The sequence below is a fragment of the Allobosea sp. 05T438 genome (genome assembly GCF_056396025.1).
The window spans coordinates 1-18,031 of the sequence record NZ_JBFTKQ010000025.1; the positions used below are offsets into that span (position 1 = coordinate 1).

An 18,031-nucleotide genomic window follows, 5' to 3' on the forward strand; every position below is an offset into this window, starting at 1 on the left:
CCATCAACCGCTTCAGCGCCTCGTCTGGCGTGATCGCATTCTGTGGTGCAGTCTGGGCAAAGACCTGGGGTGAAAGCGTTGCGGCGGCGGTTAAGGCTGCCATGCCAGAAAAAAGGCCGCGGCGGGACAATCCGAATGCGGGCCGGGCAACATGGTTCGAGCCTCCTCAGATCAGCCTGCTCTGCGAGCGATCCGAACGAACCCAGCGACGGTCCATCCACCTTGTCGCCGCGCTCACCCTCGCCGCAGGCACCGTATTACTGCTACAGGCGACGGAGGCTGCGAAGTCCAAACTTTGCAGGGATTTGTCATGAGTGACGTACTTGAGCCAAAGTCGGCAGCGGCGGTGCGACACCCGTCGGTTCACGCTGCGCCAGCGCGATTTCGTCGAGGGCAGCCGCTCCTATGGTTGCGGTCCGTTCAGGATCATGACGCGCCACGTTCCGCCCAAAATGCTCTCCGACGTCGTGGTGATGAGTTCTCTATGGCTTGCTTCCGCCATCCGGACCGAGGCTTCGCTCAGCTTCATCGGGCTCGGCGTGCCGCCGCCGACAGCGACATGGGGCAACATGATCCGCGAAGGGTTCGAGAACATTCTCGATGCCTGGTGGCTCGCCGTCTTCCCGAGCCTCGCGATCCTGGCGACGGTGCTCGCGCTCAACCTTCTCGGCGACGCGCTGCGTGATGCTTCCGATCTGAGGTCCCGTTCGCGGTGACCCGATCCCCATCCGTTCGGTTTTGAAACGGACGACGTGCTTGTCGTGTGAAGGCTGGCACGAGCCGGGTGAGGCTCATTCCGAACGGCGCGCAAAGCCGCTGCGGCAGTTGCAGATGTCCGCCGTGGGGCGGCCGCGCAATATCCGCAGTGCATTTCGCCCGCAAGTGCAGGGTGTTTGTGGCCCATTCCTGACCTCAGGAGCGTCTGCTTTCCGGCAGCTCGGTATACCGGCTGCCGCCGCGGTAATCAGTGGGGGACGATCCTATCAGGCCGCGGCCGCCTTGGCGGCGATCTTTTCGACGATGGAACGCACGAAAGGAGGGGTCATGCCACGCTCGATCAGGTTCTCCGCGATGAAGCGAGCGACCAGCGGCTTGTTCCGGCGAGGAGCAATCCCGAGTGCTGCCCTGGCATCACCTTCAAGCTTCGCGTAGAGGCCGACTTCCATCGCATCGAGCTCAGCCTGGAACTGTTTCTCCCAATTGCCATCGACGATCGCAAAGGCGTTGTGGATTTGCGCTGGCGGCACATCTGCCTCCGGCTGGGCCAGCAGGCGGCACAGCGTCCGGTTCGTTGTCTTTTCCTGATCGTTCTCGACGTCGTTATCGAAGATTATGTAACGACGTATGGCGTGGGCCTCATAGAGATGGACCAAAGTGTCGATTGCCGACTTGCTGCCGGCGCCCACGATCGAGACGCCGGCCTGATCGAAGTCCAGCCCCAGTGCCCTCGCATAGATCGGCAGGGCCTCCCGCTCGGTGGCGCCCTCAACCACAACCACAACACGCGCGAAATAAGCTTCAGTCATCTCCGCAGTGCGGATGTTACGGATGAAGCTCCTCATCGATTCCACCGTCATCTCGCGGCCCGGGTGCAGCGCCTTCCGCAGCGCGAGTAGCCCTTCGCCAGACGTAATGGCCACCTGGGTGCAGACCTCCTCCTCGTCGTCCTCGCAGCGCTCGACCAGGACGATGCGGTCACTGCGCGAGACGTCGAGGAAATGCGCGCTGTGGGACGATATGAAGATCTGATTTCCGGCCGACGCCAGTTCCTCGAACTGCCGCATCAAGCTGCGCTGTGCATGCGGGTGCAGGTAGAGCTCCGGCTCCTCGATACCGAGCACCGCGTCGCCGCGAAACGACTTGGCGAACGCCTGGAACAGGGCGAGCACCAGGACATTGCGAACACCGGAGCCGACCTCTAGGGGACTTCGCGGGCTGCCGCGCTCGACCAAAGTGGGGAAGAGACTGCGGTACAGGTTCGTCTCTTCCATGGTGCGGAACTCGAAGGAAACGTCATAACGCGCAGTCTTGAGCTGGGCGGCGAACGCTTCGCGGAGATGCTGTTCGAAGCCTTTGTAAAGGTCCGTCTCCATTAGCTGGTGCGCCTCGCCCAGTGACTTTCGCAGAGCGTCAAGTTTAGCAGCGTCGTTCCTCAGCTCGGCATGGAGGAAGCGCAGCGCTTGGCCGAACAGAGACCACCTCGACGCGCCGAACTGCTTCTCGAAATTTCGGCTGGCGTCGACGTAGGCGAAGGCCATGTCCTCGCGCATCGCGTTATTGAAAGGCCGGACAGGCTGGCCACGAACGTCCTGCACGTTGAGGGGGTACTGCGGTCGCGACGTGTCGAACTCGATGAACCGGTAGTAATCGTGCTCGAAGTCGATCCGGATCTTGATGTGAAGGTCGGTGTTGCGATTATAGTAGTCGGAATCCTGGAGATTGCCCGGCATCGGATACCGGTCGCCGATCAGGAAATTCATCGCGCTAAGAATGTTCGTCTTACCGGCGTTGTTGGCGCCGACGAGCACGCAGATGTCCTGCGGCGAGAAGTCGATCTCCTTAATCGACCGCCAATTCCGAATTCGCACTCGCGTGATCTTCAAGTCCAGCCCCTTCGAACTACCGCGCGCGTACGTTGCACGTGAGAGCGCGAGGAGGAAAGCTGGGAGGGGCTGCGACTGTCATGGTCACCTAGGTCGATCTCTTGATCGCCCGGACTTTCCTTTCGATGGCTTCTACGAACTCATTGATCATATCCGCAGTCTGGTGGACGTAGGGCTTGGTGAAAATCGTCAGCTTCTCACCGTCCTTGTTGGCACCGTTCCGATGTACGCAGTCATGCCGAATCCTGATTGCCTCCAGCATCGCCTCGACATCGACAACTAAGCACAGAATCGGAATATCAAGAGCCGTTTTGTATAGGAAATCGACCCTTCTCAGGTCGTGGTACACGATGCCTCGCAGGTAATCCCGCACCTTGTTATTCACTAGGTCCGGCTGCGCTGCGACCTCTGCTAATGAGAATTTTTCCTTCTGAAGTTCCCTGTCCTGCTGCATGAGCCGGCTCATGGCCGCGGGACTTGCGAGCGTGTTCTTCAGGAGGGTATCGCCGAGATAAGCTTCCATCGCCGTGATCTGATGGGAGAACACCATCCGGTTGAGGATGTGATTGCCTTGATCGCCGCCGTGATCGGCAACCAGGTCGCCCGTCATGTAGTAAGAGTCTTTGTAGATCGCGAATGGATCGTCAGGTACGCCGTAATCCACCCAAAGATCGTCTTCGCCATCGTACTCGCGCACGTGGTTGAGCCCGAGGTCGAAATTAGTGACGATCACATGCTCGCCGACATCGGTGCCTTCTCTGTTGTAGGCGCCAGCGGGATACTCCCAAAGCGCCCAAGTCAGCGTCCCAAGCTGCGGATGCTCCACGACCGCCTCGTACCGGTACTCGGGCCCCATTCCCCGCTCGTCGCCCCCGTTCTGCTCCCATTCGAGCTCGTCGGCTTCGATTTCATAGACGACCCCCGTGGTAGCATGCCGGATCTCGCCGGGACGGGATCATCACGGCGATGATGTTGCTATGGGCCGATCCGTCCGTGGCGCGCGGGGTCCTGCTTCATTTGGCGCGAGCACAGGCCGTAACCAGCGACCCAGTCGCCGATGCGCAGCCCGGCAAAATTCTCCATGAACGGCGAAGCGGGGAGATGGCCACCCTGGGGGAGGTGCCGTTTGGATTCTACTACGGCTCCGTAGACGCCACGCCGCTCTTCGTCATGCTGGCAGGCCAGTATTTCAACCGTACCGGCGATCTGGCGACGATCCAGCAGCTCTGGGAGAACATCGAAGCCGCGCTCTTGTGGTGCGATACATATGGAGATCGCGACCGAGACGGCTTCGTTGAATACTTCCGTGAGACCGAAAACGGGCTCGCCAACCAGGGCTGGAAGGACAGCCACGATTCGATTTCCCACACGGATGGATCGCTGGCCAGCGGCCCGATCGCGCTTGTCGAGGTCCAGGCCTATGTCTATGCCGCCAAACGGGCGGCCGCCGTTATGGCCCGGGCCCAAGGCTTGGACTTGCGCGCCGACGAGCTGACGCAGCAGGCATCGGTGTTGCGGGAGTGCTTCGACCAGGCCTTTTGGTGCGAGGAAATCGGCTCCTACGTACTGGCGCTCGATGGCGACAAGCGTCCCTGCCGAGTTCGTTCCTCGAATGCGGGACATGCCCTTTTCGGAGGCATCGCCTATCCGGAGCGCGCCGAGCGGATTGTTCGATCCCTCATGAGCGAAGGCAGCTTCAGCGGCTGGGGCATCCGAACGTTGAATGCCGGAGAAGTCCGCTACAATCCGATGTCCTATCACAATGGCTCGGTCTGGCCGCACGACAATGCCTTGATCGCCATCGGCTTCGGCGCCTATGGCTTCAAGTTCGAGGCCTCGCGCCTGTTCGAAGCCATCTTCAACGTTGCGACCCACCAGGACCAACAGCGCCTGCCGGAGCTGTTCTGCGGGTTTCTTCGAAAGGCCCGCCGTGGGCCGACGGCCTATCCCGTGGCGTGCTCACCGCAGGCCTGGGCCGCGGCAGCTCCCTTCGCGATGCTCTCGGCTTGCCTTGGTCTGGAGCTTCCTGCGGCGGCAAACGAGGTCAAGCTGGTCGACCCTGTCCTGCCGTCTTTCCTCGACGACGTGATCATTCACGAGCTGACCCTGGGCGGTTCTCAATTCGACCTGCGCGTGCACCGCCACCAAAGCGACGTCACGCTCAACGTCCTGAAGCGCTGGGACGAAAGCAACGCACGGGTCACGATGATCAAGACGAGATAGACGCAGTCAGCGGCACAAACCGCTCGGAGGAACCCGCAGCTCGGCAACATCGTTGATCAGGTTGCCAGGGCATAGTCCGTTCAAATGCGGAGCAACCTTCGCCTGGCGGGAGCTGCCGTGGGGAACGCTGAGCTTGGCTGCCGAGTCCTCCTCTCGATCCGGGCCCGGGTCCGCGCGCGATCCGGTCGTCGAACCCAGCAAGCCGCGGCTGCTGAAGCTGTTGGGGCCGGGCTTGGTTACGGGCGCGTCCGATGACGATCCCAGCGGCATCGCTACATATTCCCAGGCTGGAGCCCAGTTCGGCCATGCCGCGAGCTGGTCGCTTGTCCTGACCTACCCCTTGATGGTGGCGATCCAGATCATCAGCGCCCGAGTCGGCCGGACAACGGGCCACGGTATCGCGGGGAACATCGCGCGCAGCTATCCGAGATGGGTGGCCTTTGCCGTGACCGTTCCGCTGCTCGTCGCCAACGTGATCAATATCGGGGCCGATCTCGGCGCGATGGGCGATGCCCTGAAGATGTTGGTCGGAGGCCCCGCCCATATCTACGTCGTCGTCTTCGGTGCGATCTGCATCGGCTTGCAGGTTCTGCTCGAATACAAACGCTACGTCGCGGTGCTGAAATGGCTATCGCTGGTCCTCTTGGCCTATGTCGCGACATTGTTCGTCGTAAAGGTCGACTGGCTGGCAGTTGCGACCAGCATCGTGCTTCCCAGACTTTCCTTCAGTGCCGACTACTTGTCGATCATCGTCGCGATCTTCGGAACCACCATCAGCCCGTACTTGTTTTTCTGGCAGGCTTCGCAAGAGGCGGAGGACCTCAAGGAGAAGCCGAGGGAAGAGCCCCTCGTCGACCATCCCGAACAGGCGGAACCCGCGCGCGAACGAATTCAGCTCGACACCGTGATCGGCATGGCGATTTCCAATGTGATCGCGCTCGCGATCGTGACGACGACGGCCTCGACTCTGAACCCGGCAGGATTGACCGATATCCAGAGTTCGGTCGATGCCGCCAAGGCTCTGGAGCCGATCGCCGGCTCCTTCGCGAAGGTGATCTTCGCGCTGGGCATCCTCGGGACGGGAATCCTTGCAGTTCCGGTACTGGCCGGATCGGCAGCCTATGCGATCGGAGAGGCGGCCAAATGGCCGGTGGGGCTTTCCCGGGAGCCGCGCGAGGCGAAGGCCTTTTACCTTGCCGTCTCGATAGCGACGGCTATAGGCGTCGTCCTGAACTTCACGTCGGTCGACCCGATCAAGGCGTTGGTCTGGAGCGCCATCATCAACGGCGTTGTCGCCGTGCCAATCATGGTGATCCTGATGCTCCTGGCATCGGATCCGAAGATCATGAAGCAGTTCGTCATCGGGCACACGCGCTGAAGGTGCTCGGCTGGCTTGCCACTGCGGCAATGGCCGCGGCCGTCGTCGGCATGGCGATTACCGCGATTTGAGGGAGAGCCCGCGGGGCCGGACGTTTCGAAACCGCCAAAGGGTCTCGGCTACCTCGCAGGACCTCACGGGCTTCTTACTCTACGGCTGATCGACGCCACCAAGGCCATATGTGCCAGAGCCCAAGGAGCACGACGGCGACAGTGATTGCGCTTGAGGCTGCCATCCAAGCGTCGTGGATGATCTTCGAAACCACGACATAGGTATCGGTCGCAAGCCCCAGGGCAAGGAACACGGTAGCGAGGAGCAGGAGACGGCTCGCCAAGCGATGGAATTCGGGTTCGTTCCGGCCAGCGTAGACGAGGCGATGGTAAGCTGCCGGGGCGATCAGGAGCGCGGTCGCGAGCGCGATCAACCCCAAGGCGAGGCCATGGATCACCTTCAGGCTGGGCGATAGCTGCTCGAAGCTATTGGTCAGTACGATGGCAAGCTGGAACCCGAGCAGGGCCTGAGCTCCTGGGAGAACGACACGCGCCTCGGTCAGCACGTAGTCGATCTTGGCGTCGAGAGGGGTTTTCTTATCGGAGGTCGGCATCGTCTCGTCCTCGCTCGGATGATGAAAGAGTAATGGCCCGAACCAGATCGCCAGCGGCAGCGCTGCGCCCAGCACGGCGCCAGCAATCCCCGCACTGAGACCGGCGATCCGCGTTCCGGCAAGCCCGAGATCAAGGCCGATCGCGATCGCGAAGGCGGGCAGGGTGGCCGCCGATATTCGTGTTAGAAACTCGATGAGGCCGGAACTAGCCTCGCCATCCTCCGCGATCCGATGATGGGCGCTCGGGGTTATCAGCAACCCGACGACGACGATGATCAAGCCCAGGACGACGAGCTCGACCGCCTTCTCATTGCTCGATACCTTCGAGAACCCGTCCTGGAACGGCGCCTGGAGTTGAAAGCCCAAAAGGATTTGGGCACCCAGCATCATCATCCGGGATTCATCCAGGGCGGTCTTGGTTCGGTCGGCGAGAGCCATTTGCGCACTTCAAGTCTTCGGGTTCCGATCGACAGCGTGCACCAGGCTCTCGGTCACGACGCCCAAGGCCTCTCCGGCCAGGACATCGCTGAGCCAGTGCGCCAGCAATCCCACGCGAGTCAGCGCGAGGAACGAAGCGACGCTCCAGAGGAGCATGCGATGAGAGGGAACCATCCTCGATAGCGCGGCAGCGAGCGCTCCCATGTGAACGGCATGTCCTGAGGGAAATGCGTCGAAGGCTTTCCCGGAGCGGGGCACGCCATGGCGATCGCCATGGATTTCCAGTCGATCCGGCCTTTCCTGGGCAATGACCTTCTTGAGAAGATGAGGCAGCACCGTCGTCGTGGCCATCGTCAGGAGTAGATGGTTCGCGGTACGGCGACGGGATGGCTGCCCCCCGCGCGAAGCAAGCCAGTAAAGCGAGATTGCCGGAAGCAGAAAGTGCTCATCCGCGATTCGGGTCAGCAACTTTAGCGATCGCTCGAGCCCTGGGGAACTGCCCCTGGCAATGACTTTGGCGATGGGCCGATCGAGGGCAAAAGCCGAAAGACGCAAACGTTTCATGACGCCACCTCATCCACGCAGCAGGAACGACGCTGAGCGGAGATTGTTCGCCGGTGTCCGTGCAGGGCTGGAACCCTGACCGTCTGCCGGAACATCGGATGGAGAATTCATTTCTGTGATGCTCTTCATGGAGGCTCGACATGCCCCGTTACGATAACGGCTCTTCCTCCAGGAAGACCTCGATCTTCACCAGGTTCGCCCACAAGGCCGCGGCATGGACGGGCAGACCGGAGACGTTATTCATTGCGTTGGCGCTGGTCGTTCTCTGGGCGCTATCGGGGCCCTTTTTCGGCTACAGCGACACTTGGCAGTTGGTCATCAACACCTCGACGACGATCGTGACCTTCCTGATGGTCTTCGTGATCCAGAACAGTCAGAACCGCGATACCGCCGCGATGCAGATCAAGCTGGACGAATTGATCGTGAAGCTGGAGGGCGCCCGCGAAGAAATGCTCGATCTGGAGGAACTCGATCGGGGCTCGACTGGAAGAGATGCAAAAGGACTTTTGCCGCCGCGCCCGCCGGGCGCACAAGCGGGGTGTCGCAACCGATGAAGCATCATCGACCGCATCCGACTCTTCCTCGGACCCGCGCATCCAGTAATTGGATACCGTCCCGAGTCGGCTCAGCGACTCGCTTTGGGAGCGCGGGCTGCCTGCCTTGCAACCATGCCGGGTAACCGCATAACCTGCCCTTACGACAAGGGGCAGAACCGTAGTGAAGCATAGGAGTCTGACGTCGGGGCAAATCGACGACGTGATCGCGCAGATCATGGAAGTGCGACACTTGGCCTCCATCCTGGAACTCGGCAGCGTGTCCTATTTTCTCGATATGGCGCTGACAGAGGCGAGAGTTCAGAGCCACTGGGTTGAGGAGAAGAGATCGGCCGAGGACTTTGCGGGAAACCCGGACGGTGGATCGCCCTCCTCGCATTGAGGATAGGGCGCCGCTCATTATGGAGGTTGGATCGGCACGTACGCCCCGGGACCAGGCGGTGGCTCATTTCGCGGGAACAACCCTCGGGACGACTCGTTCGGGTTTTACGGACTGGGGGATTTGCACCAGACGGAGAATCCAATGGGTTGGTTTTCAAAGGACATCGCCACGATGGACGACCTCTTCGTCCATACCTTACGGGACATCTATTACGCCGAGCACCAGATCAAGAAGGCGTTGCCCGACATGGCAGCGAAGGCGACGAGCGCGGATCTGAAGCGCGGCTTCGAAACGCACGTGCGGGAAACCGAGGGCCAGATCGCCCGCCTGAAGGAAGTTTTCCGCCTCCATGGGGTCGAGGAGAAGGGCGTTACCTGCCCGGCGATCGACGGCATTCTGGAAGAGGCCAATGACGTCGCCGGCGAAGTCGAGAACAAGCAGGTTCTCGATGCGGCCCTGATCGCCGCCGCACAGGCCGTCGAACACTACGAGATCACGCGCTACGGCACGTTGGTCGCCTGGGCGAAGCAGCTCGGGCGCAACGACTGCGCGTCGCTCCTGAAGCAGAACCTCGACGAGGAAGCCGCGACCGACGAGAAGCTTACGAAGCTGGCGTTGGACGGCGTCAACCGCATGGCCGCCTGAGAACTGAGGCCCCCCGGGAAATCCGGCGGGGCCTTCTTCTCTTTCGGAATACAGGAGGGTGCGATGAATTCGTCAGAGTCTGTTGCTTCCGGACGGGAGCTTGCGCTGCGCATGAATGCTGCGTTCTCGCATCGTGACTGGGTGGCGCTCTTGGCGGAACGCGCCGGAACGAGCCGCGACTTCGTGGAATGGCATCTTCAGGAAGGCATGGCTCCGTCGCCAGCCTTGTCCCCAGCCGCCTCCCAACTCCTCGACGAGGCGGCCGCCAGCAACCCACCCGAATTGGACCCTCGGCCATGACGCTCAAAACGCACGAAGAGTATGAGGCGGCCGTACAGCGCGCCGCAGCGCTGAGCGACGCGCCCGAAGGGTCTCCGCAGGCGACCGAGTTTCAACAGCTTGCAGACGAGATCCGGGGCTGGGATGAGGCGCACAAGGGCGAGAACAGCCAAGGCCCGGAATCGTCCGACAGTTTGCTCAAGCCGGATGATCTTCCCTTCTCGGGACTGCCGGGCAATCTCGGGAAGCTCAAAGACAATTAAGCCGCGTGCGACTACAGGATCGGATGCCCGCCGGTGACGGCGATGGTAGCTCCTGAGACGTAGCTCGAGAGCGGATCCGCCAGCATCACATAGGCCGTCGCGAGCTCCGCTGGCTGGCCGGGGCGCTGCATGGGCACTTGCTTACCGAATTGGCTCACGCTCTCCGCGGGCAGGGTTGAAGGAATGAGCGGCGTCCAGATCGGCCCGGGCGCCACCGCATTGGCACGGATGTCCTTGTCGGCGAGCAGTTGCGCGAGCCCACCGGTGAAATTCTGGATCGCGCCCTTCGTCGCCGCATAGGCGAACAGGGTGGGGTTCGGCTTGTCAGCATTCACGGAAGCCGTGTTGATGATGCAGGAGCCCGGCTTCATGTGAGGAACAGCGGCCTTGGTCAGGTAGAACATCGCGTGAATGTTCACCGCGAAGGTCAGTTGCCATTCCTCGTCCGAGATCTCGTCGATGGTGTCGAAGCTCGCCTGATGCGCGGCGTTGTTGGCGAGGATATCGATGCCGCCGAACTCCTCCAGCGCCCGCTTGACGATGGCCCGGCAATGGGCGGGGTGCTGGATGTCGCCGGGCATCAGCACTGCCTTCTGCCCGGCCTTCGCGATCCATTCGGCGGTCTCGGCTGCATCCTCATCTTCGCTGAGATAGGAAATCAGGAGGTCAGCGCCTTCCCGCGCGAAAGCGATGGCAACAGCTCTGCCGATGCCGCTGTCACCGCCGGTGATGATGGCGCGCTTGCCCTTGAGGCGGCCCGAGCCGACATAGCTCGTCTCGCCATGATCCGGCCGCGGCGTCATCGCGGCGGTCTTTCCCGGCATCGGTTGCTTCTGTTCAGGGAAGGGGGGCTCGAAACGCGCGGTCATCGCGACTCTCCTCCTAGGCGGAAGCCGCACGGCCTCCACGCTCGACGGGTCAGTGCTTGGAAGCGTGCTCCGGCTTTCCCTTGCGCTTGGTCGAAGCCATCTTCTCCAGTTCGGTCTCGCTCATCGATTTCTCCATCGATTTCGAGGCGCCCTTGAGCTCGCTCTTCTTCATGTCGCCGCGCTTGGCTGCCAAAGCAGCTCCGGCGGCTTTCTGCTGTGCAGCCGATTTCGCAGGCATCGTGATCTCCTTCACTGAAAAGAACGGGTGACGGCTTCGATCTTGTTGCCGTCGGGATCGAACACGAACGCTCCGAAGTAATGCGCGTCGTATTCGGGGCGTAGCCCCGGCGCTCCGGCATCGCGGCCGCCATGGGCAAGGGCTATCCGGTGGAATGTCTCGACAAGTTCGCGCCGACCAACCGCGAATGCGACGTGCATGCCGTTTCCGCGCGTCGCCGGGTGACCGTCGAGCGGTGTTTCGACGCTGAACAGGATGCTGGCCACGCCGTAATCGGCCGAGTGCTCGCTGCTTTGGAGCAACCGCAGGCCGAGGCAGCCAAGGACACTGTCATAGAGTTCGCGGGCGCGGGCGATGTTGTTCGTCCCGACGGAGATATGGTCGATCATCGCCGCGCTCCCTCGGGTGCCGCCAGCACATCGTGATACCCGGGATGACGATGCGCCCAATCGGCCACGAAGCCGCAGGCGGGCACAATGCGCTGGCCGCGTTCTCGGGCCAGACGAAAGATCCCTTCGACAAGGCGCTCGCCGATGCCGCGTCCGCGAAAGGCGGCAGGCACTTCGGTGTGGGAGATGACGAGATATTCGTCGAGCCTGCGATACACGGCGAACGCCTCGCCGCCCGGAGAGCTCATGACGAAGCGATTCTCGGTCGGATGGTCGGCGATCACCCATTTAGTTTGATCAGGTGCCTGCATGGCTTTCCCACCTGATGGAGCGGATACCGAGACGAACACATCGACAAGCCGCAAGTTCCCTGGAGATGACCGTTCCTTGACGCTCATGCCGACTGACGTCCCGGCAGAAGAAGGGCGAGCCCAAAGGACTCGCCACCAATCCGCGCAATGGCGGAAAACTTTGCTTGCCGCCCTCGCGGCCAGTTTCGGCTTGGCGCTCGCGGTCATCGGCAAAGCAGCCGGAACCAGGTGCCCCACTTCGGCGCCTATTCGCCGACGCCGGCTGCGGGCTTATCGCCGGGCTTCACCTTCGGCTTGTCAGAGTCTCCTGTATCCTTTTGGGGGTCGGGATTGATCGAGACCTTCGTGGTGGCATCCTTGTCCGGATCGCCCTGGATCGATCTCACGCGCTGCTGCTCTTGCGGACGGAGCTTGTTGCCCTGGCCGTCTCGCATGGGTGCCTCCTATCTGGAATGCCCCCAGAGGAGAACTGGCCTCCTTCCCAGCGGTTCCGGTGTCGCCCGCTACTCGGCGCGGGCCTTTTGCGCCTGCCGCGGTCAGGAACCAATCCGCTCTCACGGCTGTTTGCGTGTCACTTTCGCTCATCAGCAGGAGGGGCTCATGGACAGTATCATTTACCTCGTCGGTCTCGTGGTGGTCATCATGGCCATCCTGTCGTTCCTCGGTCTTCGATAGGAATTCGCCATGTCCATGTCTGGAACGGACGTCGTCGTCGCTCCCGTGACCGTCAACAAGGAGAACCGCTCCTATGTGCAATGGGGGCCGATCATCGGCGGCGCTGTGATCGCGACCGCCATTTCGACCATCATGACCGTCTTCGGTTCGGCGATCGGCCTGTCGATGGTCTCCGCCGATTTCGAGAAGAGTTCGAGCGCGACCGCCCTGGCGGTTGCCGGAGCGCTCTGGGCGCTCTGGGTCATGGCCTCCGCCACGATGGCCGGCGGCTATCTCGCAGGCCGCATGCGGCAGCCGAGCTTTGATGCCAATGGCGAGGAGCGAAAGGTGCGCGATGCGACCCATGGCCTCCTCGTCTGGGCGACCGGGGCGCTGCTGATCACCATCGTCGCGACCTCGTCGCTCTTCGGCGCCGCCAAGACAGCGGCGAGCGGCGTGGCCAGCGCCAGCTCGGGCGTGGCGTCGCTGGTCTCCCAGAACGTGGATCCGCTCGCGATGGCGCTCGACAATTTCATGCGCGCGAATGGCCAGCAGCCGCCGAGCGCCCAGGAACGCGACGAAGCCTCGCGGATTTTCGTCAACGCGCTCAAGAACGGCAAGATCGAGCAGGGCGACCGGGACTATCTCGCGTCGCGGCTCGCCGCACGGTCCGGCATCAGCGAGCAGGATGCGCAGAAGCGTATCGACGATGCCTTTGCCCGACTGTCGCAGGCCAAGGAAACCGCCAAGCAGGCAGCCGAGCGCGCGCGCAAGATCGCGGTTCTGACGGCGTTCCTCACGGCGACCGCATTGCTCGTCGGCGCCGCCGCCGCATCCTGGGCGGCGACCCTGGGTGGTGAACACCGGGACGAGAACCTTCGGAACGAGCCGGCCCTTTGATCGGTCGGAACCTGTTCCGCCCGGCTGCCTCCAGCGGCCGGGCGTGTTTTCGTTATCGGTCCCCGAACCGACCCGGCGCGGCAGCGTTGCTGGATCATCAGGATTGAAAGGACATGCGATGGCCGAAAAGCAACCCAAGCGGAATGGCAGCACCAACGGCCCAACCGAGCCGGACCAGCGCCCGGCCGAGCGCCGCGAAGAGCCGAAGGAGAATGCCGTGAAAGGCCCTGCGGTGATCTCGGAAGCAAACGCCCGCCAACGCACGCATGAGCATCGCCGGAAAGGCGATCGCTAAGCGACGGGTTTCGCTGATGCCCGTCCGCGATGACGCGATCCCTGAAAATGCCTGGGGCTTGTCGAACCTGGAGGAACTGAATGCGGCTATCGCCGCATCGGCTCCGCTCGTCCCGAGCGCCACTCGTGCCGTTCTTGGCGAAGGCCCAAAGGGCGCGGCCATCGCCTTCGTGGGAGAACAGCCCGGCGATCAGGAAGACAGGCAGGGGCGCCCCTTCGTCGGGCCCGCTGGCCACTTGCTCGACCGGGCCTTGAATGAGGTCGGTATCGAACGTCGCTCCAGCTATCTCACCAATGCCGTCAAGCACTTCAAATTCGAGCAACGCGGCAGGCGGCGGATTCACCAGCGACCGACGGCCGGCGAAGTCAGACATTATCGCTGGTGGCTGGAGCGGGAGCTGGAATTCGTGAATCCGCATATCGTCGTCGCATTGGGTGCGACCGCGGTTCTCGCGCTGGCCGGAAAGGCTCTCCCGATCTCACGCAATCGCGGCGCGACGCACTTCGGAGACAGGCTGGGCTTCATCACGGTCCATCCCTCGTACTTGCTGCGGCTGCCGGACGAAGAAAGCCGGGCAGAGGCGTTTGCTGCTTTCGTTGCAGATCTTCGTCAGGTCCGTCGGCTCGCATCCGCCTGATGTTGGCCTGCCTGATAAAGTTCTTCGATCAGGAAGGCTCCCGTCGCGAAAGGGCGGCGCGGCACCCTGTCGACGACCTTGATGGGCGCCCGCGCCGAGCGCATCAGGTGTTCGCTTTCGTGGACGCACAACGCCACCGTCACCCCGAACCAGCGCACACTCCTGCGAGAGCGCATGTTTTCCCAGCGCGCTGCGTCGACATTCCGATTGCTGTATAGAACGAATCCCCGTCGGCACGCTCTCAGGAAAGCCGATGCCGTTCAGCTTCGCATCGCCTGAGGATCTTGTACGGCTCGAGGCCGCACTTGAGCAGGCTTGGAGCATCTTGGGAGAGCGACACAGTCACGATCCGCTCACGGCACCCGCGGAAAGAGAGCGGCTCGCCTATATCGTTGCGGCGCTGTGGCGGCAGGGAGAACAGGACGATATCCCCGGTAGGGCGGCAGAACAGTTCGAGGCAACTGCGCCCCGTCTGTCGCCGCTCAAGAGGGAGAACGACGAGTCCTCTGCTTAGGCACCGCGGTTCCAAAGCATGTCCCGGGAACGCCGAGTTGGAAGGTGTGCTCCGTGTGGCATTGGCCCCCGAGCTTCAGGGCACGGGGGCCAATAGGAGCTTTATTCGATAACCTGGATGATCTTGCGCGTCTTGGGCTCGACGATCACCGTGCGATCGTTGACGACGGTGTAGCGATAGCCCTTGGCGCCGAATTCGGCCGGTACCTCGCGATAGGTCACCCCGCTCTCCGGCAGTACCGCGCCTACGCGAACGTCTTCGCGATAGGTATAGGACGGAACTTCATGGGCGCGGACGTAGGTCTTGAAGCGCGGTGTGGCATCGCCCGCGATGCCACCGACGACAGCGCCGCCGACACCGCCCACGACAGCCCCGACTGGTCCGCCGACGATTGCACCGCCGACGGCTCCGGTCGCCGCTCCGGCAGCGGCGCCACCGCGCGCGCCTTCGGGATTTTGGGCAAGAACCGCCATCGGAGCGATTACGGCGGCTGCAACGAGAATGATCTTCTTCATCAGTCGATCTCCTGGTTACCCCCAGATGGAGGGCATAACTTGGAATTCGCTTGAACTGTTCCCCGGGGCCTCGTGATCGTTGGCATCGGAACAACCACTGAGCGCCGACAGTGCCAATTGATGCTCTAGCAAATACGATCGCGGTCGATCGCAAATGCGCTGAACCATGGCCATTCCACGCCGTGGATCAATTGGCCGATCATCCTCGCGGCCAAGAAGCTGAAGGTTATCCCATTGCCGCCGTAGCCATAGGCGGCGAGGAGACGGGGGTGGCCCGGGACGCTTCCAATGAGTGGCAGGCCTTCCTGCGTCTGGCCGAAGGCCCCGGACCAGGCTCGATCGAGGTCAAGGTCGGCCATCGGTATCATGGCATGCAGTCGCGACTGCAAGGCCTTCGTCTTCTCCGGTCCGAGGGCTTCCCGCCGATCCGGATCGCTGAATTCCTCGTCCTCACCGCCGAAGATAATACGGCCATCCACCGTGGTGCGGCAGTAGCAGTAGTCTTTCGAGGCTTCCCATATCAGTGCCGCACCTGGCCAGAGTACCCGAGGTGCTTGCGGGACGGTTGCGATTGCCCAGCTTGATGCGACGTGATGGAGGCCGTCACGGACGATCTCCGGCATGACATAGCCGGTGGCAAGCACGATCCGGTCGGCCTCTACGAGCCGCCCACTGGCGAGCGTGACAGCCGCGCTACGGCCAGCAGTGTCGAAGGCAACTGCCTCGTCGCGGATCAGTCTCGCTCCTCGCCGCACGGCTGCGGCGAGCAGGCCGTGACAAAGACTGAGCGGATCGGCCTCGGCCGAACCCGGCGAAACGATAGCAGCCAGCCGATCAAAGCCGAAAGCCTCGCGCAGCACCTTAAGACGGTCGGGAGCTGACTGAGGAGCAAATCGGATGCAGGGTGGGCTTGTCATCTCGAATGCTCGGGGACATGCTTCGGTTTGGTTTGAGGAGGCCGCTAATGGCAACGGGTATTGTGAAGTGGTTCAATTCAACGAAGGGTTTCGGTTTCATTCAGCCTGACGATGGTGGGCAGGACGTGTTCGTCCATATCAGCGCCGTGGAGCGCGCAGGCCTCCGCGAGCTGCGCGATGGGCAGAAGATTTCATTCGAAGTGGTCGCGGATAGACGCTCAGGGAAATCATCAGCAGAAAACCTGAAGGCGGAGTGATCCACGGGCCTCTTGCGGGGCCGACGCTAATGTGTCAGATATTACTCACTCCGAACCGCGCCCGCAGCCGAAAGGCCCGCGGGCGTTGTCATTTCAGCGGGCATCAACCCAAAAGCGAAGTTCCCCCGGCTCCGTGCCTAGCATAGGCTCCGGCCCCTCGACGCAAGTGAATGGGGTGGAGATGCCGAACTGGACCAAGGACAAGGTGGAATAACCGTCTCCGGGGTGCCAATCGCGACGGACCGAGAGAGCCAGGCAATGATCTCGGGCGCCTTCGCGCTCGTGCAGGCCAAGCCCGATACAACGCTCAACTTCATGACGCCTTCAGGCTTCGTGACGGTTTCGGCCGCACAGATGTCGGCCATCGCGATCGCCGTCGCCGAGCATGTCCAAGCCTGCTTCGCGACTGAGGCCGAGGTGGCCGGCGACATCGAGGCTGGCTTGATCACAATAGCTGCCGAGATTGACGCAGCCTTCGCTTAGATTCGCAGATCCGTAGCCCGGCTGCGCGCGCCGCCCCGTAGGCGGCTTTTTCACATCTGGAGCATTTCATGGACACGACCGCAGTTCAGCGGGCGCTGGTCGCGCTCGGCTATTCGCTTATTGTTGATGGCAAGCCTGGGCCGAAGACGAAGGCGGCCGTCCAGGCGTTCCAGATCTCGCATGGCCTGCATGTCGACGGCGTCGTCGGCCCAAGGACTGAGACCGCGCTGAAGGTCGCTATTGCCGACAAGCCGCAATCGCAGCCTGCCGGAGGCCTCGACCGATCGAAGTTCTTCGCCTTCCTGCGATCCGGCACGTCGCTGTCTGCCGGGCAGGTCAAGGGCATCGAAGGCATTCTCGACGGCTTCGCGAAGACCGGCGACGGCCGCGACGAGACGCTGGCCTATGGTCCCGCGACGGCGCGGCGCGAGGTCGGCGCCGGCATGGTCCCGGTGCGCGAGGGCTTCAAGCAGACCGATGCCGAAGCGCGCGCCTATCCAACGGGCGATATTGAGGGCTCCGTCGGCTTCGCACTCGGGCTCATCGGCATGACGGTGTGTGACGCCGTGATCCGCTGGGCCCGGCGCTGGCGCGATGGTCCGCCGTCGATCCCGATGCCCCCGAAATCGAGCGGCTGAGCGCCGCTAGATGGACTGGCCGGCCTAACCGGCTGCCTTCGGGCGTTTCCTCGCTAAACTTGGCCCGGTCTCCGAAAGGGGATCGGGCCTTTTTGCGAATGAAGATATCATTCGATGATCTGAATAACCTTCCGGGTGCTGGGCTCGACCAGGACAGTCTTGTCGTTGACGACCGCGAAGCGGTATTGGGTCACGCCGACGTCCGACGGCAAGGTATGCAGCGTTACCGATGACGGGAGGGCGGTGCCCACGCCGACTGTTTCGGTCACCTTCACCGAAGCAGGGTGCTCCTTCATGACATACGTCCTGACCTTGCTTTGCTGGTCAGTGGTGATGGTGGTGGTTGTGGAGGTCTGGGCGAACGCCATAGTGCCGGCAAGCGAGGCAACGAGCACGATCGCAAAGGGATAACGCATCGAGGTTCTCCATTTTTGGATCCCCCCGCCGGTTCGGAAACACCGATGCAGCGCGCTTGTTCCCT

General features: G+C 62.3%; 24 protein-coding genes and 2 pseudogenes. 14 read left to right on the forward strand and 12 right to left on the reverse strand.

Features of this window, described 5'->3' with window-relative positions:
* Window positions 1-314 (forward strand): hypothetical protein (locus tag AC1DIN_RS26695; RefSeq protein ID WP_476811936.1); only part of this gene is annotated, 314 nt, incomplete at its 5' end.
* A gap of 9 nt (window positions 315-323) precedes the next feature.
* Window positions 324-716 (forward strand): ABC transporter permease, encoded by a 393-nt coding sequence (locus AC1DIN_RS26700; protein WP_476811937.1) that lies wholly within the window; start codon window positions 324-326, stop codon window positions 714-716.
* A gap of 267 nt (window positions 717-983) precedes the next feature.
* Here AC1DIN_RS26700 and AC1DIN_RS26705 read toward each other — a convergent pair whose 3' ends face one another.
* Together AC1DIN_RS26705 and AC1DIN_RS26710 are read right to left on the reverse strand one after the other, a co-directional pair.
* Window positions 984-2,603, reverse strand: a complete 1,620-nt coding sequence (locus AC1DIN_RS26705) for an ATP-dependent nuclease (protein WP_476811938.1) — start codon at window positions 2,601-2,603, stop codon at window positions 984-986.
* Window positions 2,604-2,691: 88 nt separating this feature from the next.
* A complete protein-coding gene (locus AC1DIN_RS26710) occupies window positions 2,692-3,459 on the reverse strand; it encodes a hypothetical protein (RefSeq protein ID WP_476811939.1) in 768 nt (255 codons plus the stop codon).
* A gap of 89 nt (window positions 3,460-3,548) precedes the next feature.
* Between AC1DIN_RS26710 and AC1DIN_RS26715 the strand changes: the two are divergent.
* Both AC1DIN_RS26715 and AC1DIN_RS26720 read left to right on the forward strand, forming a co-directional pair.
* Window positions 3,549-4,826 (forward strand): annotated as a pseudogene (locus AC1DIN_RS26715) (amylo-alpha-1,6-glucosidase); the annotation flags it as partial.
* Between the two features lie 133 nt (window positions 4,827-4,959).
* Complete coding sequence (locus AC1DIN_RS26720) at window positions 4,960-6,204, forward strand: NRAMP family divalent metal transporter (protein WP_476811940.1); 1,245 nt, start codon at window positions 4,960-4,962, stop codon at window positions 6,202-6,204.
* A 145-nt stretch (window positions 6,205-6,349) separates the two neighbouring features.
* On the opposite strand, the gene AC1DIN_RS26725 is transcribed toward AC1DIN_RS26720, so the two are convergent.
* Both AC1DIN_RS26725 and AC1DIN_RS26730 read right to left on the reverse strand, forming a co-directional pair.
* On the reverse strand, window positions 6,350-7,246 hold the full coding sequence (locus AC1DIN_RS26725) for a DUF6328 family protein (protein WP_476811941.1): 897 nt from the start codon (window positions 7,244-7,246) through the stop codon (window positions 6,350-6,352).
* Between the two features lie 9 nt (window positions 7,247-7,255).
* Window positions 7,256-7,810, reverse strand: coding sequence for a phosphatase PAP2 family protein (locus AC1DIN_RS26730; protein WP_441473908.1), 555 nt, complete (start codon window positions 7,808-7,810; stop codon window positions 7,256-7,258).
* A 140-nt stretch (window positions 7,811-7,950) separates the two neighbouring features.
* Here AC1DIN_RS26730 and AC1DIN_RS26735 point away from each other — a divergent pair, with 140 nt between their 5' ends.
* The 4 genes from AC1DIN_RS26735 to AC1DIN_RS26750 all read left to right on the forward strand — a co-directional run bounded on the left by AC1DIN_RS26735 (window position 7,951) and on the right by AC1DIN_RS26750 (window position 9,933).
* Window positions 7,951-8,364: a low affinity iron permease family protein gene (locus AC1DIN_RS26735; protein ID WP_476811942.1), complete on the forward strand. Its 414-nt coding sequence runs from the start codon at window positions 7,951-7,953 to the stop codon at window positions 8,362-8,364.
* Between the two features lie 202 nt (window positions 8,365-8,566).
* Window positions 8,567-8,746 (forward strand): hypothetical protein, encoded by a 180-nt coding sequence (locus AC1DIN_RS26740; protein WP_441473906.1) that lies wholly within the window; start codon window positions 8,567-8,569, stop codon window positions 8,744-8,746.
* A 141-nt stretch (window positions 8,747-8,887) separates the two neighbouring features.
* The gene (locus tag AC1DIN_RS26745) at window positions 8,888-9,391 is read left to right on the forward strand and encodes a YciE/YciF ferroxidase family protein (RefSeq protein WP_476811943.1); all 504 of its coding nucleotides are present in this window, start codon (window positions 8,888-8,890) and stop codon (window positions 9,389-9,391) included.
* 296 nt (window positions 9,392-9,687) lie between these two features.
* Complete coding sequence (locus AC1DIN_RS26750; RefSeq protein WP_476811944.1) at window positions 9,688-9,933, forward strand: hypothetical protein; 246 nt, start codon at window positions 9,688-9,690, stop codon at window positions 9,931-9,933.
* An 11-nt stretch (window positions 9,934-9,944) separates the two neighbouring features.
* Here the strand turns inward: AC1DIN_RS26750 and AC1DIN_RS26755 are convergent, their stop codons facing one another.
* The 5 genes from AC1DIN_RS26755 to AC1DIN_RS26775 all read right to left on the reverse strand — a co-directional run bounded on the left by AC1DIN_RS26755 (window position 9,945) and on the right by AC1DIN_RS26775 (window position 12,174).
* Window positions 9,945-10,802 (reverse strand): SDR family oxidoreductase, encoded by an 858-nt coding sequence (locus AC1DIN_RS26755; RefSeq protein ID WP_476811945.1) that lies wholly within the window; start codon window positions 10,800-10,802, stop codon window positions 9,945-9,947.
* A 49-nt stretch (window positions 10,803-10,851) separates the two neighbouring features.
* Window positions 10,852-11,040 carry a DUF3008 family protein gene (locus tag AC1DIN_RS26760; protein ID WP_113584337.1) on the reverse strand — a complete coding sequence of 63 codons (189 nt, stop codon included), beginning with the start codon at window positions 11,038-11,040 and terminating at the stop codon, window positions 10,852-10,854.
* An 11-nt stretch (window positions 11,041-11,051) separates the two neighbouring features.
* Window positions 11,052-11,429 (reverse strand): VOC family protein, encoded by a 378-nt coding sequence (locus tag AC1DIN_RS26765; RefSeq protein WP_441473903.1) that lies wholly within the window; start codon window positions 11,427-11,429, stop codon window positions 11,052-11,054.
* Complete coding sequence (locus tag AC1DIN_RS26770; protein ID WP_476811946.1) at window positions 11,426-11,827, reverse strand: GNAT family N-acetyltransferase; 402 nt, start codon at window positions 11,825-11,827, stop codon at window positions 11,426-11,428. Before AC1DIN_RS26770 ends, AC1DIN_RS26765 begins: the two co-directional genes overlap by 4 nt.
* A gap of 158 nt (window positions 11,828-11,985) precedes the next feature.
* Window positions 11,986-12,174, reverse strand: coding sequence for a hypothetical protein (locus tag AC1DIN_RS26775; protein WP_476811947.1), 189 nt, complete (start codon window positions 12,172-12,174; stop codon window positions 11,986-11,988).
* A 250-nt stretch (window positions 12,175-12,424) separates the two neighbouring features.
* Between AC1DIN_RS26775 and AC1DIN_RS26780 the strand changes: the two genes are divergently transcribed.
* The 3 genes and pseudogenes from AC1DIN_RS26780 (at window position 12,425) to AC1DIN_RS26790 (ending at window position 14,740) form a co-directional block, all read left to right on the forward strand.
* Window positions 12,425-13,294, forward strand: a complete 870-nt coding sequence (locus tag AC1DIN_RS26780) for a hypothetical protein (RefSeq protein ID WP_476811948.1) — start codon at window positions 12,425-12,427, stop codon at window positions 13,292-13,294.
* Between the two features lie 251 nt (window positions 13,295-13,545).
* Window positions 13,546-14,226 (forward strand): annotated as a pseudogene (locus tag AC1DIN_RS26785) (UdgX family uracil-DNA binding protein); the annotation flags it as partial.
* A gap of 253 nt (window positions 14,227-14,479) precedes the next feature.
* A complete protein-coding gene (locus AC1DIN_RS26790) occupies window positions 14,480-14,740 on the forward strand; it encodes a hypothetical protein (protein WP_476811949.1) in 261 nt (86 codons plus the stop codon).
* Window positions 14,741-14,841: 101 nt separating this feature from the next.
* On the opposite strand, the gene AC1DIN_RS26795 is transcribed toward AC1DIN_RS26790, so the two are convergent.
* Window positions 14,842-15,255, reverse strand: a complete 414-nt coding sequence (locus AC1DIN_RS26795) for a DUF1236 domain-containing protein (RefSeq protein WP_441473900.1) — start codon at window positions 15,253-15,255, stop codon at window positions 14,842-14,844.
* 125 nt (window positions 15,256-15,380) lie between these two features.
* Window positions 15,381-16,172, reverse strand: coding sequence for an NAD(P)/FAD-dependent oxidoreductase (locus tag AC1DIN_RS26800; protein WP_476811950.1), 792 nt, complete (start codon window positions 16,170-16,172; stop codon window positions 15,381-15,383).
* Between the two features lie 47 nt (window positions 16,173-16,219).
* Between AC1DIN_RS26800 and AC1DIN_RS26805 the strand changes: the two genes are divergently transcribed.
* The 3 genes from AC1DIN_RS26805 to AC1DIN_RS26815 all read left to right on the forward strand — a co-directional run bounded on the left by AC1DIN_RS26805 (window position 16,220) and on the right by AC1DIN_RS26815 (window position 17,550).
* On the forward strand, window positions 16,220-16,429 hold the full coding sequence (locus tag AC1DIN_RS26805; RefSeq protein ID WP_441473898.1) for a cold-shock protein: 210 nt from the start codon (window positions 16,220-16,222) through the stop codon (window positions 16,427-16,429).
* 210 nt (window positions 16,430-16,639) lie between these two features.
* Complete coding sequence (locus AC1DIN_RS26810) at window positions 16,640-16,912, forward strand: DUF4376 domain-containing protein (protein ID WP_476767390.1); 273 nt, start codon at window positions 16,640-16,642, stop codon at window positions 16,910-16,912.
* Window positions 16,913-16,980: 68 nt separating this feature from the next.
* The gene (locus AC1DIN_RS26815) at window positions 16,981-17,550 is read left to right on the forward strand and encodes a peptidoglycan-binding domain-containing protein (protein ID WP_476811951.1); all 570 of its coding nucleotides are present in this window, start codon (window positions 16,981-16,983) and stop codon (window positions 17,548-17,550) included.
* A 107-nt stretch (window positions 17,551-17,657) separates the two neighbouring features.
* Here the strand turns inward: AC1DIN_RS26815 and AC1DIN_RS26820 are convergent, their stop codons facing one another.
* Complete coding sequence (locus AC1DIN_RS26820) at window positions 17,658-17,966, reverse strand: DUF1236 domain-containing protein (RefSeq protein ID WP_441473896.1); 309 nt, start codon at window positions 17,964-17,966, stop codon at window positions 17,658-17,660.
* Window positions 17,967-18,031: the final 65 nt, after the last annotated feature.

Coding starts and splice junctions, on each gene's coding strand:
- AC1DIN_RS26710 (WP_476811939.1), bottom strand. CDS start 3,459: ATGGGGCCCGAGTACCGGTACGAGGCGGTCGTGGAGCATCCGCAGCTT.
- AC1DIN_RS26725 (WP_476811941.1), bottom strand. CDS start 7,246: ATGGCTCTCGCCGACCGAACCAAGACCGCCCTGGATGAATCCCGGATG.
- AC1DIN_RS26730 (WP_441473908.1), bottom strand. CDS start 7,810: ATGAAACGTTTGCGTCTTTCGGCTTTTGCCCTCGATCGGCCCATCGCC.
- AC1DIN_RS26735 (WP_476811942.1), top strand. CDS start 7,951: ATGCCCCGTTACGATAACGGCTCTTCCTCCAGGAAGACCTCGATCTTC.
- AC1DIN_RS26745 (WP_476811943.1), top strand. CDS start 8,888: ATGGGTTGGTTTTCAAAGGACATCGCCACGATGGACGACCTCTTCGTC.
- AC1DIN_RS26750 (WP_476811944.1), top strand. CDS start 9,688: ATGACGCTCAAAACGCACGAAGAGTATGAGGCGGCCGTACAGCGCGCC.
- AC1DIN_RS26755 (WP_476811945.1), bottom strand. CDS start 10,802: ATGACCGCGCGTTTCGAGCCCCCCTTCCCTGAACAGAAGCAACCGATG.
- AC1DIN_RS26760 (WP_113584337.1), bottom strand. CDS start 11,040: ATGCCTGCGAAATCGGCTGCACAGCAGAAAGCCGCCGGAGCTGCTTTG.
- AC1DIN_RS26765 (WP_441473903.1), bottom strand. CDS start 11,429: ATGATCGACCATATCTCCGTCGGGACGAACAACATCGCCCGCGCCCGC.
- AC1DIN_RS26770 (WP_476811946.1), bottom strand. CDS start 11,827: ATGAGCGTCAAGGAACGGTCATCTCCAGGGAACTTGCGGCTTGTCGAT.
- AC1DIN_RS26775 (WP_476811947.1), bottom strand. CDS start 12,174: ATGCGAGACGGCCAGGGCAACAAGCTCCGTCCGCAAGAGCAGCAGCGC.
- AC1DIN_RS26780 (WP_476811948.1), top strand. CDS start 12,425: ATGTCCATGTCTGGAACGGACGTCGTCGTCGCTCCCGTGACCGTCAAC.
- AC1DIN_RS26790 (WP_476811949.1), top strand. CDS start 14,480: ATGCCGTTCAGCTTCGCATCGCCTGAGGATCTTGTACGGCTCGAGGCC.
- AC1DIN_RS26795 (WP_441473900.1), bottom strand. CDS start 15,255: ATGAAGAAGATCATTCTCGTTGCAGCCGCCGTAATCGCTCCGATGGCG.
- AC1DIN_RS26800 (WP_476811950.1), bottom strand. CDS start 16,172: ATGACAAGCCCACCCTGCATCCGATTTGCTCCTCAGTCAGCTCCCGAC.
- AC1DIN_RS26805 (WP_441473898.1), top strand. CDS start 16,220: ATGGCAACGGGTATTGTGAAGTGGTTCAATTCAACGAAGGGTTTCGGT.
- AC1DIN_RS26815 (WP_476811951.1), top strand. CDS start 16,981: ATGGACACGACCGCAGTTCAGCGGGCGCTGGTCGCGCTCGGCTATTCG.
- AC1DIN_RS26820 (WP_441473896.1), bottom strand. CDS start 17,966: ATGCGTTATCCCTTTGCGATCGTGCTCGTTGCCTCGCTTGCCGGCACT.